This window comes from Shouchella hunanensis, from assembly GCF_028735875.1.
GTDB classification, from domain to species: Bacteria; Bacillota; Bacilli; order Bacillales; family Bacillaceae_D; genus Shouchella; species Shouchella hunanensis.
In genome coordinates this window covers 3,662,822-3,679,871 of record NZ_CP117834.1, presented here as the reverse complement: position 1 = coordinate 3,679,871, position 17,050 = coordinate 3,662,822, and the positions used below count along the sequence as shown (strand labels likewise).

Genomic DNA, 17,050 nt, shown 5'->3' with positions numbered 1-17,050 from the left:
GGAGAGCACGATGTTATCGAAAAAAGATACCCAATTTGTCGTTGATAAAATGGGAGAAATGTTCCCTGAAGCAGAGTGTGAACTGGTTCACGATAATCCGTTTGAATTACTCGTAGCCGTTATGCTATCTGCTCAATGTACAGACGCGCTAGTAAATCGTGTAACACCGAGTTTGTTTGCTAAATATAGATCACCCGAAGATTACTGTGCAGTTCCAATAGAGGAACTACAATTGGATATAAGGTCAATTGGCTTATATCGAAATAAAGCAAAAAACATAAAAAAAATGGCTCAATCGTTACTCGATGATCATAATGGAGAGGTTCCGTCTGCTCGGGAAGATTTAGAGGCACTTGCAGGTGTTGGAAGAAAAACCGCCAATGTCGTTACAAGTGTTGCGTTTAACATCCCAGCCATTGCTGTTGATACGCATGTAGAGCGTGTGTCAAAGCGTCTAGGCATTTGTCGTTGGAAAGACTCTGTTAAACAAGTAGAGGGAACCCTTGAGAAGAAAATTGAGAAAGCCGATTGGTCTGATGCCCATCACCGAATGATTTTCTTTGGCCGTTATCATTGTAAAGCACAAAATCCTCAATGCCAGCAATGTCCTTTGGCCTTTATGTGTAGAGAAGGGAAAAAACGGTTAAAAGGAGTGAAGGATCATGTATAAAAAGGTTCCTTCCTCTTTTTGTGTGGCCCCTTTTTATAGGGAAGGAGAAGAGGTTTATGTAGACGCACAGCAAGATTTTATAACGCGTCAGCTAAGCCTTCCTTTCTTTGAAGATATAACAGTATTTACGAAACCATGGGAAGTCAACACAACAGAAGCAATCCGTGAACTCCAGCATTCTTTTACTTGTCAGAAAGATCGGTATCTGGCTCTAATAAAAGAAGGAAAGGGTAAAGAGATTGCTCATGAACAGCTTATTATGAAAGCGTTAATGCTACAAAGTCTTTTCTGGTTAAATGGTCAAAGAGTAAAATTAACGCAAATAGCACATGATGTACATACGTTTACTCATGCACCTCTAAATGCAGTGGATCGTGTGCTATTTATTTTACATGGACAAGGAGACCGGGGTTTTGTTCAGCTTTGCTCCTTTATGGAAGACCTCAATAAGCTGAATGAGCGTGTCGATCTTTTGAAGAAATTGTCAAAGAGAGGAAGTCAGCTGTGAATGAAGTAAAAGAGCATGCGAATTTAACAGATAATGAGCAGCTTCAGTGGAAACGAATTCAAAGTAAAAACACGTTGTCCATTGCATTAAGTGGCCATTTTTCTGCTGGAAAGTCGTCTTTAATTAATCATGTGACAGGTGTGCCAATTTTACCTACAAGTCCAATTCCAACGAGTGCCAATCAAATTACGATTGCCCATGGTGATCTAAAAGTAGTTGTTGTGCATACAGATGGTACAGAAAAGTCTTTTCAAGGGCTAATTGACTGGACAGCTATCAAACGTTACGCCATGGACGGGGCAAATGTTGAAAAACTAATGATCTATGCGCCCATACCGTTTTTGCAACATGCAGGTAGCTTAGTCGATACACCAGGTGTTGATTCAACAGATCCGACTCACCAACAAGTAACATTAGAAGCACTCTTTACGACTGATATTTTACTCTATGTCATGGATTACAACCATGTTAAGTCCGAAACCAATTTAGGCTTTTTAAAGCAACTTTCTGATGAGGGAAAGCCCCTATTTATAGTCGTCAACCAAGTGGATAAACATCATGATGCTGAGTTGTCTTTTCAAAGCTACAAACAAAGTATTTTAGATACACTTGCGGAATGGGGAATTGCGTATCACGACTTATTTTTTACAACAATTAAACAGTCCCCATACGATGAACTTGAGCGTTTAAAAGCAGCTTTATTATCGCTGTTTTTTTATGGAAATGAGTTAGTCGAAGCAGGAAAAACAAAAATTGAATATAGTTTTTTTAAATCGGTTCAGCGAAGAGTCGAGGATGATTGGATAGAAGAGCGCACCCGTTTTGCTGAAACACTCCAAGAAGAAGGTTATCAGTTAACAGATATTGAGAATTACGATCAACATGTTGAAAAAGTGTCTCAAGCTGAGCAAGGTTCAGCAGCTCGACATCAGCATTATTTACAGGAATGGGACGATTTGTTTCGACAAGCAACCGTATTCAATTCAATCTTAACAGAAAAAACAGGTAACTGGCTTGAAGCCATGCGACCGAATTTCAAAATCGGTCTTTTTGCATCTAAGCGAAAGGTTGCACAGGAAAAAATCCACCGTCAAAAAGAGGTATTACATGAACTTAACGACCAAATAAACAAGCAGCTTGTGTTTCACATCAGACAATCTCTGCAATCGCTTCCTTTAGGAGAAATGACAAACCAACCTGTCTTTTTAGAAGCTGTTCAATCCCTTTCATTTACAGCAACGCCTTCTTTTTTAGAAGAAGCTGTGCCGAAGACGACGTTCGCTGACTCTTTTGTCTACCAGTATACAAAAGAGCGAACAGAAGAAATAAAGCGGCAGTTGAAGAAGCAAGCCCTAGACGTGCTTACCATCGCAGAAGAGCAATTGCAGGCTTATGATGAAAGAAAAAAGCAAGAAGCACATAAGAGGCGGCAGCAACTTGATGCAATGAAGCCGTATGTGTCAAACTATCTCTCTGCTAAAGAGCGCAAAGAAACCATCATTCGTGGGTTAGTGAAGGAAGCAAACCGAAGAGATGATAAAGGAGCTTTTTCTAATGCGTTAAAGGAAATGATGACAAAAACGGTTCATTTTGAAGACAGCCCTTCGTCTTGGAAAGAGCAAGTGAAACAAAATGCTGAAACCACACTTCTACCAACTACTAAAACCGAGCGTCGACTGACGAATGAACGCATTCGTGTAACAGATGAAGCGATTGCACAAGTGCAAACAGTAATGAATCAATTTGAAAAAACAGCCTACACCCAAGATTGGCATGAACAGCTTGAGCAAGAAATAAAGCATATTCAGACAGAGCAATTCACATTGTCATTATTTGGTGCTTTTAGTGCAGGGAAATCAAGTTTGGCAAACGCATTATTAGGTGAAAAAGTATTACCAGCTTCTCCTCATCCAACAACGGCGACGGTGACTACCGTAACCCGGCCAACATCGACTTATGCAAATGGGGATGTCTTTGTTCAATACAAAACGTATGAACAATTACGCGGTGAATTAGCATCGATTTCACAGCTATTAGACGTGTCACTTACGCTAGAACAGTTTCAACGCTTTCGGACGAAAACGTATCAGGCAACAACGGCAGCTAAAAAACAAGCCTTGTCCTATATTGAAACGTTACAGAAAAGTATGAAACGCTTCGAGTCCTTTATCGAGCAAGCTGAAGTGGTATCTCTGGCTGATTTAAGTGAAAAAATTGTGAATGAAGATGTTGCTTGTTTGATTGCTAATGCGACCATCTATTATGAGTGTGAGTGGACGAAACGAGGCTTGACGTTAGTGGATACGCCTGGAGTCAATTCCATTAATGGTCGACATACAAATGTCGCTTATGAACAAGTAAAAGCATCAGATGCGATTTTGTATGTAACGTACTATAACCATTCCTTTTCACGAGCCGATGCACAGTTTATTGAGCAATTAGGGAAAATGAATAAGCAGTTTGCCTCTAAAAAACTCTATTTTGTTTTAAATGCGATTGATTTAGCGGCAAATGAACAAGAGCGTCTCGGTGTGGAGTCATTTGTCATGCGTTCACTTGAAGAAGCAGGAATTGATCAACCTGCACTGTTTTCTCTTTCAAGTAAAAATGTATTTGAAGAAGAAGCCGCATCAACAGACTTTAATGATTTTAAACAAGAGCTTTATGGCCCCTTATTAACGTCGTTAAAGGAAGCCAACCGAACGTCATTTGTGGCAAATGTAAAACAGTATCTTCTGTATTTGCAGGAAGCAGAAGTGTTTACAGCGCTTAAGGACGAAGAGAAGCAAGCGCAACAACAGCAATTTGAACAGCAGCTAACTACGATGCTGGATTCATTTAAGCAAGATTATGGGAAATCATTTCATATGAAAGTGGAGCAAGAGGCAAGTGAATTGTTTGCTTATTTACGAGAGCGCATTCCTTATGTAAGTCGTGATCGTTTCATTGAATTTGTTAATGTGGCTACGATTGTTGGCCCATCTCGAAAAAAACAGAAGGAAGTATTAGCCACCCAATTAGCAACATGGAATGAAGATAGTGTTTTTTATGTTAATCAAGAATTAAAAGCAACGATGACGCGCATTAGTCTGATGCTCCAACGGGCATTTGAGCAGTGGAAAAAAGAATGGCAACAATCCATTCAAGCAACCGTACCCGGCTTTCAATTTCCACATGCCAAACAATCTATTCAACTCGAGACACTACAGGCGACGTTAACAACAACACTGTCTATTCAGTCAAATGTTGGTTCATTTCAATCGCTTAAAGATTTTTTTGAAGGCGGTCGTGTGAAACAAGTGAAGGAAACGTTAGTAGAAGAGCTCGTTCAACAAATGCGTGCAGGTTTAAGGGAAGAAGAGGAACATACTCAACAAACACTAAATGGAGTAACGAAGCACTTATTCGAGAAACAAGCTCAACTGTTAGAAGGAAAGGTCGCTGCAGAAATCACGAAGCGCAGACAGCTTCATACAGATACGATGCAAGAAAGCATTCAAGCAGAACGCGCTACCTTACAACGATGGGTAAATGAAAAAGCATAGGGATGAACCCCTATGCTTTTTGCTATTCTTAATCATCTTCATTTGTATCTTGTTGGTCAGTGTTTGAATCCGTATCACCCGTTTCGTTCCCAGGATCAGCTGGCTCTCCAGAACCTGTATCGTCACCATCGCTTGAACCATCATCTGGGGAAGAGTCTTCATTAGAAGAGTCATCATCTGTTGAACCATTGTCGTTTTCACCGTTCGTGTCATCGCCATTACTATCTTCATCTTGAGATGGCTCTTCTTCTTCTGGTGGTTCCTCTTCGATTTCTTCTTCCTCTTCAATTTCTTCTTCCTCTTCATTCTCTTCTTCGTCTTCAATTGTAGCGGTTATTGAAACCGAGGAACTGGCACCACTCGTTCCGTCAGTTGCTCGGGCACGGATGCTAAAGGTATAGCTTCCTGGACTTACGCCGCTAACAGTAGCAGTTAACGAATCTGGTGAAACATCTAATGAACCTGAACTAATAGAGGTTTCAAACTCAACATTATCTAATAAATCAGCAGGGTAGGACCAAGAGAAGGTTAGTGTGCCAGCGTCTTCATCGTAACTGTAATCAAGTCCGCTTGGGTCAGGAATATCTTGGGCAAACTCTTCCGATACTTGAGAAGGTCCTGTTCCACGCACGAATAACTCAGAGACAATTTCGCTACTTGGTGTACCTGCACTTGGTAACTGTCCTGTTCCACGTTCAACGCTAATACGTTCCACCGAATCTGGCATTGTAAAGTCAGATGCTTGAACCCCTTGGTGGACTCCCGTCATAATATGGCGGAAAATAGTACGCGTAATTTGATTGTGGTCGTTTGTTAAATAATTATCTCCACGTCGATCGGTAAAGCCAATCCAAGTAGACAACGTATATTCTGTACTGTAACCAGTAAAAGCAGAGGCGGGGAATGCTCCATCACCTGGTGCTACATTAAGGTTGGCAAATTCATCATTGGTAAAGTTTGCTGTACCAGTTTTTCCAGCAATGGGCACATTTGGCACTTGTGCACTTGTACCGGTTCCATCTGTCATCACTGATTTCAACATATCCGTAACCATATAACCAGTGTAGTCTTCCATTACTTGTTCTGTTTCAGGCTGAACGTCAATTTCGCGTCCATCTGGATAGACGATTTTACGAATCGTGTACGGATCAGTATAAGCACCGTTGTTTCCGAAGGCAGCATATGCTGCGGCAATTTCTTTTGTCGATCCTTCTGCTGTCCCAAGAACACCGGATTCATTATTACCGTTAGAGTTAGGCGTAAACATTCGTTCCAAAAACTCAAAAGCTGCATCTGGTCCAACTTCATTTAGTGCTTTTACAGCAGGGATGTTTCGTGAATCGGCTAATGCTTGCCGCATGCGCATATTGCCTCTAAATTGATTATCATAATTTCTGACAGGAGAGCCATCAACTTCATAGTTATAAGGCTCATCGGCAATAATATGACCAGTTGACCATTGTTCTTCTTCAATAACCGGTCCGTAGCCAAGTAGTGGCTTCATAACCGAGCCATGATTCGTTTGAATAGAAGCGTAGTTGTTTACCCGGGCATCATTTTCTTCTGTTCCATTTCCCATAGCCCGAACAGCACCTGATTTCGTATCAAGTAAAGTGACGCCAACACGAAAGTCTTCGTTGTCTGGAAACGGTAACCCTTCATACTCACCAGATTTTAAGACAGCGTCTACCAAGTCCTGTGCTTCAGTGTCGAGTGTTGTATACACTTTTAAACCTGAATGGTAAATCTCATCGGTTGTAAACCCAAGGTCGTCAAGCTCTTTTAACACTTCATCATAAAATGTATACCAACCTGAGTTTTCTGTTTCGGTATAATTGATTTGATCATTTATATCTGTGTTGCGTGCTTCTTCAGCTTCTTCAGCTGAAATAAACCCTTCCCGTTCCATTCGGTCAATAACGACGTTACGACGCTGTTCATTTGTTTCTGGATTTCTTACAGGGTCAAAGTCACGTGGTCGTTGCGGAATAGCAGCGAGTACAGCAGCGTCTGCAATCGTTAAGTCTTGTAAGTCATCTTTCCCGAAATAAGCTTCAGCAGCAAGCTGAACTCCGTACCCTGCAGATGGGCCTAAGTTAATTTGATTTAAGTACATCTCTAAGATCTCGTCTTTTGAGTACATTCGTTCAAGCTGTATCGCTAAATACGCTTCTTGAATTTTTCTTGTTAACTGTTTATCTTGTGAAAGGAATAAGTTCTTCACTAACTGCTGTGTAATGGTAGAACCACCTTCTGCACCAAACCCTTCTCGAAGATTGGCAAGTACGGCTCCACCTAAACGGCGGACGTCAACACCGAAGTGGTCACGAAAGCGATGGTCTTCAATCGCTAAAAATGCGTTTTGAAGGTGATCAGGCATGTCGTTAATGTCTGCATTAATACGATTCTCACCGCCGGTTAACGTGAACACAAGCTCATCATCCATATCATGTACTTGTAAGGATTGAGGAAGCAGTAACTTTTCTCTTTCAATGTCAGGTGCGTTTGCAAGAATAACGCCGACGGCAACACCGCCACCAATTAAGCCGACACCGAACAAAATAAGACAGGCAAGCACCATTTTCTTTAGCAATGACCTTTTTGGCTTATTGCCTCCATTTCCACCGTTTCCAGCTGACTTTTTACTTTTTTTACTTGTTGTTTGCGCAGTTTTTCGCTCTTGGCGTGATTTGTATTCATCTGCCATCTTTTTCTCCCCTTTGATGCTTACTTAATATAGAGTTCATCGACCGTTCGTAAATAATCAACAAATGGCTGATATCCTGTATGAACAATATGACCGTATGTTTCAATATCTGCTTTTTTTATAGACTTTCGCTCTTTTTGGTTATCATAAAAAGAAATCAGCATGGTTGCATCGAGCAAGTAGACTTCTTTCGTATAGAAAAACCGGATCAATAAAAAGCAAATTCCATGTTGTTGAACAACCGTTCGCATATGATCGACTTGATGTGAATGGATATTTTGCAAAGGGAATGACGTCTTATTTTTTGTCTCCTTTGCTTCAAAATCAATGTAACGACCTTTATATACGCCATTATAATCGGTGGTAGACGCTTGTTTAAAATAGGCCTCTTTAATAACCGCTGCACTTCGCTTTGGGTAATCCACTTGAACAATTTGAATTGGCGTAGGTTTTTTATGAATGACTGCTTTTTCTTTCATTAAGTAAAATTGATTCGATTCATCGATGTCCGCTTCAAAAGACATTCCTCTTCCACCATAAGCAATAGAGGCACTTGGCTTATTTATTTCTTGTTTTGTTCGATAGCGTTTCCCATTAGGATATTGAATTGACAAGTTCTCACAACCTTCCCGGTAAAATTGTTCGCATGGTTTTAAAGAGATCGAGGAAAGGTAATTAGTAAGCCAATCTATAGTTTAACATACAATGGAAAAAAGTAACGGAAGAGAACACGCGATCTGTTGAAAAATTAATGAAAAAATGAGGGAAAACATGAAATGGATCGACGAGTAGCTACTTTTAATGTTGACAATATAGCACGAACAAAGGCGTATGAGCAATTTGGACGTAAGCATCCAGAAATACGTTGGGCACGTTTAGCAGGGATGGTGTCTCGTAATGCAGGCTGGAATTTAACGGATTTAACAACTGAACCATTTCAGTCTTTATTGACTCGTTCAACACGTCAGAACATTGCTTGGATTTATGAACGGGCAAACTGGCTTATTTTTCGAGACGCCTATCCTCAGCTACTGATGTACGAAAAATATAAACGAACTGGGAAGTGGAATGTGTTACCACTACAGGAATATGGTGTTTCTTTATTCATGCTACGAGAATGGAATCGGTTTATTGAAGAAAAAGATGAATGGCGTCTTATGAATGCACTCATTATTAATGAACAAATGATGGTAGAGGAGCACTTGTTTCAACGGTCAAAAGTAGAAGCATTTTTTCAATCGGCTTTATATAAAATGGAGTCTTACCTTCATTTTAGCCATGTTCTTTTTCCGCAAATGCCATGTACGAGGAAAACAATGTATGGTGAATGCGTTAAAGACTTTGCAAATCCGATAAAAAGAATTGAACTAGGGAAACGATTAGCACATCTACTGTATCATCCAACGCTACAGTATCAATTTCATCAATTTATGGATGAAGTAGAACCGACTGGCTCAAGAGGGGATTATGGTGCTGTGAAAAAAAGTTTGCCCCTTCGTGTTGTTTATCCACGTTGTTCACATGCTAACGTTGAGCCAACTGATTGGTATGAATCGAGGCAACCGGAGAAAGTGGAGCGGCTTTTTACGCCTTTAGAAGTATGTAAGCCCAAAACAATTAACCCATACATTGCACAAATGGAATTGGCTTGTTTGAACTGGCTAAAGAAAGACAAATAAAAAAAGCTGTGTGAAACAGCTTTTTTTATTTATTCCGCTGGTCGATTTGGACCACCAAGTTTTTTGTCTAATTCCGAAGTAGTATGCTCTCTTTTCGTTGTTTTCTTTGATTCTTTTTGTCGTTGTTTTTTCTCTTTCAACAAAATCACCCCCTTAGCAACAGTATGAGGCAACAAATCGCAAATTATCCGTCGAATAAATGCGGATAAAACGGATTCCTACAATCTTTGTTGAATGAAAACTAGTTTTGTCAGCCTTGTAGGAATAACAAAGTGAAGAGAGAATGTGTATAGCAACGATAATATGTTGAGGAGTGAACCGAACATGGCGAGCTATAAAACAAAGGAAGTATCAATGGAGCTAGGCGTCAATCCAACGACCATTCAACGCTGGACAAAGTTCTTTAAAATTTCGTGCGATGTGAATGAACAGGGACATTTCTTATATACAGATGAACATTTACCATTATTTCGCGCCATACAGGAACAATTACGAGCAGGGAAGAAGTTAAAAGACATTTCACTTGATTCTAAGCAAGAGAAAGAAAAGCGTATCCCATCGGTTCCAAAAAAGCAATATGATGCAAAATTAGAGCAAATGTACCAACAAGTTCACGTTCTAGAGCAACGATTAGAGACGAAAGCAGATGATGTTGTTAGCTATCAGCTTTTAAAGCATCGCTCAGAACTAGACGATATGATGAAAGTATTGGATCGGCTTGAAAATCGCTTAATACAAATGGAAGAGCGCTATCAACAAGAGAACGATGATACTGGTAGGTCGTATAAAGAGCCAAGGCGCTATCCCCATCGGACATGGAAAGCCATTTTGTCTTTTTTTAGCTTTTAAAATTCGTTATTCCTTGCTACACTAACAGTCGAGGTGTTACGAATGGATAGGTTAAAACAGACCACAGAAGCGCTACGTGCGCTTACGAAAGAGGCAGAAGCGTTTTATATAAACGTTGTAAAAAAGGATTCTAATTATGAAGTTGATTTTTATGGGAAAGTAAAGCCCTTTGCTGATCAAGTGCAGCCGCTGGCACAAGAATGGGCGAGCTTAGTGAAGCCGTTTCTTATGCAGCATTATACAAAGCTTGTCCATGTGAGCCAAGTTGAACAAACTGTTGAAAACTTAGATGTTGTCGCTATAAAGTCTTTTTATCCATCCTCTGGCATGAGAAGACAACGAGAGACGTTTAAATCTGTTACGTTTGTGCTGGATACGGTTTTAGAAGAAATTAAGCTAGCGCAGACAACAAAACCATCCGACTAACGATCGTTAGTCGGATGGTTTTTTGCGCTAAAAAATCCAATTAAGATCGCTTAATTGGATTAATTACGGTCAAAAATAATTAAATACGATAAAAATCCTAGAGTAGCAATAGACAGTATATTTAGCGTCCATCGTAACATCGTATCCGGACTATCGCCTTCACTAGCCTCTGCAGCGGCAGCTAAAGCAGTTGGTTCATAGACAAGAACAGATAAAATAGCAATCATAATAAGAGCAACAATGCTTTTTTTGAACACGACATAACCTCCTTTTTATTGACGGTTTTTAACTATGTATAGGACGTGCAAACGTTCACACTTCTTATTATAAAAGATGACGGCTCCTTGTGCAAGCGCACTATTCCATTTCTATTTGAACGACACTATGGTAAGATTATTTCATTATAAGATGTATTTTATGTGTAAATGTTTAAGCTGAAAGGACGTAGTAGAATGGCGACAACCCTACAAGATATTATTCGAGCAAATCAAATGCTTAAAGACATTATTACTCATACGCCATTGCAAAAGGATCAAGTGCTTTCAGAGCGATACGGCTGTACGGTGTATTTAAAACGCGAAGACCTTCAAGTCGTCCGTTCCTTTAAAATTCGAGGGGCGTATTACCAAATTTCTTCGCTTTCAAAAGAAGAATTAGACGCTGGTGTTGTATGTGCAAGTGCAGGAAATCATGCCCAAGGTGTTGCGTATTCTTGCCAAGCATTAAAAATTAAAGGTGTCATTTTTATGCCGTCAACAACGCCGAAGCAAAAAGTCGCGCAAGTAGAATTTTTCGGCAGAGATTATGTTGATGTTCGATTAACGGGCGATACGTTTGATGATTCCTATGCAGAGGCCATGCGTTACCGTGACGAGCATAATTTGGCGTTTATTCATCCATTTGATCAAGACCATATTATTGCTGGGCAAGGAACGGTTGGTTTGGAGATATTAAATGATATGGAAGAAACCCCTGATTATATCTTTTCATCTATTGGCGGTGGCGGATTGATTAGTGGCATTTCTACATATATTAAAAGCATTAGTCCAGCCACAAAAATGATTGGCTGTGAGCCAGCTGGCGCCGCATCTATGAAGGAAGCGATTAAGCAAGGTGGTGTAGTAGAGCTTCCTGAAATTAATAAGTTTGTAGATGGAGCTGCGGTAAAGCGTGTCGGTGAGAAAACGTACAACATCTGTAAACAGTATTTAGATGATATTATTTTAGTCCCCGAAGGAAAAATCTGTACGACGATTCTAAAACTGTACAATGAAAATGCGATTGTTGCCGAGCCTGCTGGAGCGATGCCAATTGCAGCTCTTGATCTTTATGCTGATAAAATAAAAGGGAAATCTGTCGTTTGCGTAGTCAGTGGGGGAAATAACGATATTGGCCGTATGGAAGAAATACGTGAACGTTCCCTCGTATATGAAGGACTACAGCATTACTTTATTATTGAGTTTCCTCAACGAGCCGGAGCATTAAAAGAATTCATTCTTTATGTACTTGGACCTGAAGACGATATTACTCGTTTTGAATATACAAAGAAAAATAATAAGTCAAGCGGACCGGTGTTAATCGGTATAGAATTAAAATCGAATAAAGATTATGAGGGGCTCATTCAGCGAATGGACGAGCTAGGGTTCGGTTACGAAGAAGTAAATAAAAATGAAAGTCTATTTTCATTATTAATTTAAATGGTAAGAAGAGGTGATAATATGAGGTTAAAAGGAAAGAAGATTATAGCCGCGGTAGATGAAGAATTTGAAGACTTAGAACTTTGGTATCCGATTCTCCGCTTACAAGAAGAAGGCGCCATTGTCGATCTTGTTGGACAAGAAAAAGGAAAGACATATATCGGTAAATATGGAGTGCCGGCAACTGCGGCGTACGCATTTGATGAAGTGCAAGCTTCCCAATATGACGGTATCTTGATTCCAGGTGGATGGGCACCAGACAAGTTACGTCGCTATGAAACGTTGCTATCCATTGTCAAGGAAATGGATCAAGATCAAAAGCCAATCGGACAAATTTGCCATGCTGGCTGGGTATTAATCTCTGCTAATATTTTACAAGGGAGAAATGTGACAAGCACTCCAGGCATTAAAGACGATATGGTGAATGCAGGAGCTACGTGGCACGATACGGCTGTTATCGGTGATGGCCATATTATCTCAAGCAGACGACCGCCGGATTTGCCACCCTATGCTAAAGCATTTGCGGATAAGTTGGCGGAACAGTAAACGATGGAATTTCATTTTTTAGGAACAGGGGCAGGTGTTCCGGCAAAAAAACGAAACGTTAGTGCACTTGCTTTACGGTTTTTAGAACAAAAAAGAGGCGTTTGGTTATTCGATTGTGGAGAAGCAACACAGCACCAATTTCTTCACTCAGCATTGTCAATACCGGCAATTTCGACAATTTTTATAAGCCATCTTCACGGTGATCACGTGTATGGATTGCCTGGATTGTTAAGTAGTCGTTCTTTTCAAGGTGGGAAGACTCCATTAACGATATATGGCCCGAAAGGGATTAAAGCGTATATTGAGCACTCTTTAGCGGCAACGAATACGGTTTTAAAATACCCGTTTACGATTGTTGAATTAGCTGGTTCTTGTCAATTTGAACACGAAGACTGTGCCATTTCGGTGTTTTCCTTACAACACCCGGTTCAAAGTTTTGGCTTCCGTATAGAAGAAAAAGCAAAGCCTGGCAAGCTGAATGTAGAAGCATTACGCGAAAAAGGCATCTCCCCTGGACCTTTGTATGCGGCAATTAAAAAGGGTGAGCATGTACAGCTTGAAAATGGAGAGTGGCTTGACGGCTCCCGATACGTTGAGGAACCGATAAAAGGTAGAACGGTCGTTATTTGTGGAGATACGGCCCCTGTGGAGGAAGTGAGTGTACAGGCAAAAGAAGCCGATGTACTTGTTCATGAAGCAACATTTGCTTCCGATCATCAAGCCCATGCAGGTGACTTTGGACATTCAACTATTGAAGATGTGGCAAAGTTAGCGACTTCGGCCGGTGTAAAACACCTTGTTTTAACCCACATCTCATCACGTTATGCCCAAAATGAACTGTTTTATCTTCAGGAGGCTAAGGCTGCATTCTCTTCAGTTATTGTGGCAGAAGATATGCTTGTATTGAACTTATCTAAGAAAGGTGAATTAACAACTCATGATTGAAACTTCCATTGTGGAGCTTAACAAGCGCCTACAACAGAACTGGACAGGTTGGGTTTATGTTTCCTCACCATTTTGTGGTACGTGTCAAGTGGCAGAACAAATGCTTCACGTTGTTGAGAGCCTTCAAGAGTTTACGCAACCTATTTTAAAACTTAATCTACAGCTAGCGCCTGAATTTGCGATGAGCAATCGAATTGAAAGTGTACCAGCGATGATTTATTATAAAGATGGAAGAAATAGGCGCTTATCGTATCAATTTAAATCTGTTATCGATTTGCAGCACCATTTAAAGGAGGTTACTACTAATGTCAACAGCATATGAAGAATATATGCGCCAAGTCGTTTTACCGATGCGGAAAGAATTAACGGACGCTGGCTTTGAAGAATTAAAAACAGTTGATGAAGTGGATGCGTTTATGGCTGATGCAGAAGGAACAACCCTTGTGTTTATCAACTCAGTTTGTGGTTGTGCGGCAGGACTTGCACGTCCATCAGCAATTTATTCATTAAAACATGATCGAACACCTGACCAACTTGTTACCGTATTTGCAGGTCAAGACCGGGACGCGACAGCGCAGATGCGCTCGAAGTTTCCAGAGTATGCGCCATCATCTCCTTCAATGGCATTGCTAAAAGGAAATGAAGTGGTTCATTTTATTCCTAGAGAAGAGATCGAAGGAGCAGAACCTGAAGCCATTATTCGTAACTTGGCGACAGCATACAACGAACATTGTTAAACGTTCTTTTTACAGAGAACGTTTTTTTCTTAGAGGTGTTTTTATGAATTTCGAATTAAACGAATTACGTACTGGAGATCGTTGGGAATTGAAAAAAGAGGCAAACGGGCGTCCAGTCATGCTCACCTTTTGGACGTCTTGGTGCCCAGATTCTTATAAAGATCTAGCTGCTAAAAGACCGCTCTATCAAACGATGGACGAGAATCAACTTTGTTTTGTTACTATCAATGTAACAGGGCGTGAAGGTGAAGTCGATTTGCAAGAGTGGCTCAAACAGCACAATCACCAGTTCCTCGTGCTAAAAGATGAAGGAACAACTGTTTACGATCAGTTTGGCTGTGAAGGGGTACCAACAACTGTATTGTTAAATAAAGAACTACGCGTTACGAATACGTTCGGAGAAAATACTTCGATGGCCTCCATTATGGCTAGTTTAACAACCATTGTTTAAAAAATAGACTTAGCTTGTCCATAAAAGGAAAGCTAAGTCTATTCTTGTTTTATTTTGGCTGAACTGCGTAGTAGACAACGGCACCCATTTCTTCAATGTTCGGATAGCCGCTTTGCTTATAAATTTCTACAACATGCTCTCGGTTGTACGGAACACGTTTTAATTGAATGGAATGATTCCCGTCTTCGATATCAATAATGACATAGGAAGAGAGTGGATGACCATCGAAAGGCATCCCTACTGAACCAGTGTTAACAACATTTTTGCCGTGGATACTCCGAATATAAGGATGATGCGTATGTCCATAAATGTAAATATCTGCTTCATCGCGAATCATAATGTCATTTTCAATTTTAGCAGAGTCATCAACTGGGACTGCATCAAATAAACTAGCTGGTGTTGCGTGAAAGGCGTGAACGATTAAATCTTGCCCATCGTCAATAAGAAACTCTGTTGGAAGGTTTTTTAAGTAGTCAAGATCTTCTTGATCTAAACGGCTTAACGTCCAGTCTCTCTCTTTTTGAAACAGTTCAAGACGTTCCTTCGGGATTTCTCCGTCTTTAAATCCTCGAATTAACCATTCATCTGCGTTGCCTTTTAGAACTTTTGCTCCAGAGCCTTGAACAAGCTCAAGCACACGCTTTGGTTCAGGACCTCTAAAACAAAGGTCACCAAGTATGTAAATCTGATCAATCTGTTGTCCTTGCAAGTCATTTAAAACCGCTTCCAAAGCTGTTGCATTACCATGGATATCTGATAAAAAAGCAAATCTCATCGTTATGAAGCCTCCTTTCTTGTATTGTAACAGATGGACCAGTAGTTAGGGAACTAGAATGATAGAGAGAGGCGTTCGACTGGTAAAGGCACAGTAGTCATGTTAAAATTTAGCTGAGAATAAAGCCTCAAGGAGGAAACGTACGTATGCATATTCGTTCCATTGAACCGACACCTAGTCCAAATACGATGAAATTAAATTTAAGTGAAGCGCATGACGGAGCTAGCACCACGTATAGCGAGAAAAATAAAGATCAAGCACCGTCATTTATTCAAGCTATACTAGCTGTAGAAGGCATAAAAGCCGTTTTTCATGTTGGTGATTTTTTAGCCGTTGATCGGCTTCCAAAAGCAGATTGGAAAGTGGTCTTACCAGAAATTCGAGCGTTATTTGGCGAAGCCTCAGATCACAATCAAGAAGCGGCTGTTCAAGAAGGCTTTGGTGAAGTCCGTGTTCAAGTACAGATGTTTAAAGGAATTCCTATGCAAGTAAAAGTAACGGACGATGAAAGAGAAGTAAGAAGAGCGTTACCTGAACGCTTTGTGCAAGCGATTGGAAATGCTGAACAAGAAGGGGATAACGTCGTGCTTGAGCGGAAATGGGACGACCAAGCGCCTCGTTATGGTGAGCTAGAGCAGGTGGCTGATGAAGTAACAGCGGAGTTAGAAGCGGCTTATTCAGAAACTCGATTAGATAGCTTAGTGAAGCTTGCCCAAGGAGAAAAAGAAGCCGCAGAAGCGTTTGCTGCACGTTTTAAAGAAGTAACAAAAGACATGCTTGAAGATCCAGATTGGCGTAACCGATACGCATCTCTAGAACAAATGGATCCCAAAGAAAAGGATCTTCCTGTATTAGAGCTTGCTTTACAAGATGAAAAGGCGTCAATTCGTCGACTAGCAACAATGTATTTAGGGATGATCGAAACAGAAAGTGTACTACCTCTTCTTGAACAAGCGTTAAACGATCCTTCTGTAACGGTACGACGTACAGCTGGGGATTGTATGTCTGATATTGGTTCAGAAAAAGGGATTCCAGCTATGATAGCTTCTTTACAAGATTCAAGTAAAATTGTTCGTTGGCGTGCTGCTATGTTTCTTTATGAAGTTGGGACAGACGAAGCGATTCCGGCTTTGCAGGCAGCTGAAGATGACCCTGAATTTGAAGTAGCGCTACAAGTCAAAATGGCGTTAGAACGTATTCAAGGTGGCGAAGAAGCAAAAGGCTCTGTTTGGAAACAAATGACAGAAGCACGAAACAAATAAAAGGAGTTAAACCATGACACCGATAATAACGGCTCTAAGGGAAAAGCTAGAGCGAGAAGGTAAAGAGGACATTGTCGAAATTATTGATGATGCAGCCAAAGGTCATTTAGAAGAGGTCGAGATTGTACCCTCAATTGGCTTATTGTACGATCAGGAAGAAAATAAACAGTTGTTAACGTGGTTAGAAGAGCAAGGTGTAACAATTACTGAAGTTACCGATGAGGAGGAATAGCATGTCATCATGACATGTTAT

General features: G+C 40.5%; 19 protein-coding genes. 14 read left to right on the top strand and 5 right to left on the bottom strand.

The window, feature by feature from the left end:
• Window positions 1-10: 10 nt before the first annotated feature.
• The 3 genes from nth to PQ477_RS18820 are packed head-to-tail and all read left to right on the top strand — an operon-like array spanning window position 11 to window position 4,723.
• The gene (gene nth / locus PQ477_RS18830) at window positions 11-670 is read left to right on the top strand and encodes an endonuclease III (protein WP_274272687.1); all 660 of its coding nucleotides are present in this window, start codon (window positions 11-13) and stop codon (window positions 668-670) included.
• Window positions 663-1,178 carry a YpoC family protein gene (locus tag PQ477_RS18825; RefSeq protein ID WP_274272686.1) on the top strand — a complete coding sequence of 172 codons (516 nt, stop codon included), beginning with the start codon at window positions 663-665 and terminating at the stop codon, window positions 1,176-1,178. Before nth ends, PQ477_RS18825 begins: the two co-directional genes overlap by 8 nt.
• Window positions 1,175-4,723 (top strand): dynamin family protein, encoded by a 3,549-nt coding sequence (locus PQ477_RS18820; protein WP_274272685.1) that lies wholly within the window; start codon window positions 1,175-1,177, stop codon window positions 4,721-4,723. Before PQ477_RS18825 ends, PQ477_RS18820 begins: the two co-directional genes overlap by 4 nt.
• Before the next feature lie 28 nt (window positions 4,724-4,751).
• On the opposite strand, the gene PQ477_RS18815 is transcribed toward PQ477_RS18820, so the two are convergent.
• Both PQ477_RS18815 and recU read right to left on the bottom strand, forming a co-directional pair.
• Window positions 4,752-7,430 carry a penicillin-binding protein 1A gene (locus tag PQ477_RS18815; RefSeq protein ID WP_274272684.1) on the bottom strand — a complete coding sequence of 893 codons (2,679 nt, stop codon included), beginning with the start codon at window positions 7,428-7,430 and terminating at the stop codon, window positions 4,752-4,754.
• A 20-nt stretch (window positions 7,431-7,450) separates the two neighbouring features.
• Complete coding sequence (gene recU, locus PQ477_RS18810; RefSeq protein ID WP_060705309.1) at window positions 7,451-8,044, bottom strand: Holliday junction resolvase RecU; 594 nt, start codon at window positions 8,042-8,044, stop codon at window positions 7,451-7,453.
• Window positions 8,045-8,206: 162 nt separating this feature from the next.
• On the opposite strand from recU, the gene PQ477_RS18805 reads away from it, so the two are divergent.
• Window positions 8,207-9,109 carry a DUF2515 family protein gene (locus PQ477_RS18805; RefSeq protein WP_274272683.1) on the top strand — a complete coding sequence of 301 codons (903 nt, stop codon included), beginning with the start codon at window positions 8,207-8,209 and terminating at the stop codon, window positions 9,107-9,109.
• Window positions 9,110-9,138: 29 nt separating this feature from the next.
• Here PQ477_RS18805 and PQ477_RS18800 read toward each other — a convergent pair whose 3' ends face one another.
• A complete protein-coding gene (locus PQ477_RS18800) occupies window positions 9,139-9,249 on the bottom strand; it encodes a hypothetical protein (protein ID WP_035397941.1) in 111 nt (36 codons plus the stop codon).
• Window positions 9,250-9,433: 184 nt separating this feature from the next.
• Between PQ477_RS18800 and racA the strand changes: the two genes are divergently transcribed.
• Entirely contained in the window at window positions 9,434-9,958 is a 525-nt protein-coding gene (gene racA, locus PQ477_RS18795; protein ID WP_035397938.1) for a chromosome-anchoring protein RacA, read from the top strand.
• A 42-nt stretch (window positions 9,959-10,000) separates the two neighbouring features.
• Window positions 10,001-10,384 carry a YppE family protein gene (locus PQ477_RS18790; protein ID WP_035397936.1) on the top strand — a complete coding sequence of 128 codons (384 nt, stop codon included), beginning with the start codon at window positions 10,001-10,003 and terminating at the stop codon, window positions 10,382-10,384.
• 59 nt (window positions 10,385-10,443) lie between these two features.
• On the opposite strand, the gene PQ477_RS18785 is transcribed toward PQ477_RS18790, so the two are convergent.
• The gene (locus PQ477_RS18785) at window positions 10,444-10,641 is read right to left on the bottom strand and encodes a hypothetical protein (RefSeq protein WP_035397935.1); all 198 of its coding nucleotides are present in this window, start codon (window positions 10,639-10,641) and stop codon (window positions 10,444-10,446) included.
• Window positions 10,642-10,836: 195 nt separating this feature from the next.
• On the opposite strand from PQ477_RS18785, the gene ilvA reads away from it, so the two are divergent.
• From ilvA to PQ477_RS18755, 6 genes are read left to right on the top strand one after another with little or no spacing between them, the layout of a single operon-like run.
• A complete protein-coding gene (ilvA, locus tag PQ477_RS18780; RefSeq protein ID WP_144559047.1) occupies window positions 10,837-12,081 on the top strand; it encodes a threonine ammonia-lyase IlvA in 1,245 nt (414 codons plus the stop codon).
• A 21-nt stretch (window positions 12,082-12,102) separates the two neighbouring features.
• Entirely contained in the window at window positions 12,103-12,627 is a 525-nt protein-coding gene (locus PQ477_RS18775; protein ID WP_035397932.1) for a type 1 glutamine amidotransferase domain-containing protein, read from the top strand.
• 3 nt (window positions 12,628-12,630) lie between these two features.
• A complete protein-coding gene (gene rnz, locus PQ477_RS18770) occupies window positions 12,631-13,572 on the top strand; it encodes a ribonuclease Z (RefSeq protein ID WP_144559046.1) in 942 nt (313 codons plus the stop codon).
• Window positions 13,565-13,894: a thioredoxin family protein gene (locus tag PQ477_RS18765; protein ID WP_035397931.1), complete on the top strand. Its 330-nt coding sequence runs from the start codon at window positions 13,565-13,567 to the stop codon at window positions 13,892-13,894. The genes rnz and PQ477_RS18765 overlap by 8 nt, the downstream gene beginning before the upstream one ends.
• Window positions 13,878-14,309 carry a BrxA/BrxB family bacilliredoxin gene (locus PQ477_RS18760; protein WP_035397929.1) on the top strand — a complete coding sequence of 144 codons (432 nt, stop codon included), beginning with the start codon at window positions 13,878-13,880 and terminating at the stop codon, window positions 14,307-14,309. The genes PQ477_RS18765 and PQ477_RS18760 overlap by 17 nt, the downstream gene beginning before the upstream one ends.
• Before the next feature lie 43 nt (window positions 14,310-14,352).
• On the top strand, window positions 14,353-14,760 hold the full coding sequence (locus PQ477_RS18755) for a TlpA disulfide reductase family protein (protein ID WP_186370608.1): 408 nt from the start codon (window positions 14,353-14,355) through the stop codon (window positions 14,758-14,760).
• Between the two features lie 49 nt (window positions 14,761-14,809).
• Here the strand turns inward: PQ477_RS18755 and PQ477_RS18750 are convergent, their stop codons facing one another.
• Entirely contained in the window at window positions 14,810-15,535 is a 726-nt protein-coding gene (locus PQ477_RS18750; RefSeq protein ID WP_035397927.1) for a metallophosphoesterase family protein, read from the bottom strand.
• Between the two features lie 146 nt (window positions 15,536-15,681).
• On the opposite strand from PQ477_RS18750, the gene PQ477_RS18745 reads away from it, so the two are divergent.
• Together PQ477_RS18745 and PQ477_RS18740 are read left to right on the top strand one after the other, a co-directional pair.
• On the top strand, window positions 15,682-16,797 hold the full coding sequence (locus tag PQ477_RS18745) for a conserved virulence factor C family protein (protein WP_144559044.1): 1,116 nt from the start codon (window positions 15,682-15,684) through the stop codon (window positions 16,795-16,797).
• 13 nt (window positions 16,798-16,810) lie between these two features.
• A complete protein-coding gene (locus PQ477_RS18740) occupies window positions 16,811-17,029 on the top strand; it encodes a hypothetical protein (protein ID WP_035397925.1) in 219 nt (72 codons plus the stop codon).
• Window positions 17,030-17,050 lie beyond the last annotated feature (21 nt).